The organism is Pseudomonas sp. B26(2017) (genome assembly GCF_002113045.1).
Lineage (GTDB): Bacteria > Pseudomonadota > Gammaproteobacteria > Pseudomonadales > Pseudomonadaceae > Aquipseudomonas.
The window spans coordinates 1-595 of sequence record NZ_NEJJ01000035.1; the positions used below are offsets into that span (position 1 = coordinate 1).

Below are 595 nucleotides of genomic sequence, written 5' to 3' on the forward strand. Positions count from 1 at the left end.
ATTCACGGGCATATCGAGGATGTGTTGGCGGGTGAGTCGGGCAAGCGTCTGACCCGCTACCACCTGACACTGGTGCCGGCGCTGCACTACTTGCAGTTCGGTCGTGATCAGCGGATTTTCCAGCAGCGTACGGTGCCGCAGATCATCGCGCAGGTGCTCAAGGGGCATGGCATTCAAGCGGATGCCTTCAGCTTTCATGTCGCGGCGAATCCGCCCCGTGATTACTGCACCCAGTACGGCGAATCCGATCTGGAGTTCATCCAGCGACTGTGCGCCGAGGACGGTATCGCCTGGCATCACCAGCACTCGGCGGACGGGCATCTGCTGGTCTTCACCGATGACCAGGTGTTTTTACCCAAGCTCGGCGCCACGCCCTATCGGCAGGACTCCGGCATGGTGGCCGAGCATCCGGTGGTCAGCCGTTTCAGCATTCGTACCGGCACCCGCACCAGCACGGTCGTGCGCCGCGACTATGACCTCAAGCGCCCGAGCCTGTTGGTCGAGAGTCGCTTTACCGCCGATTTCACTCCGGTGCTGGAGGATTACCGCTATCCGCTGTTGATCGAGAACGAAAGACGCGGCAAGCAGCTCGCAC

At 61.5% G+C, this 595-nt stretch carries 1 protein-coding gene; it reads left to right on the forward strand.

What is annotated here, in order from left to right; genetic code table 11:
* A partial coding sequence (gene tssI, locus CAF79_RS28600) for a type VI secretion system tip protein TssI/VgrG (RefSeq protein ID WP_139832646.1) occupies positions 1 to 595 on the forward strand: 595 nt, incomplete at both ends.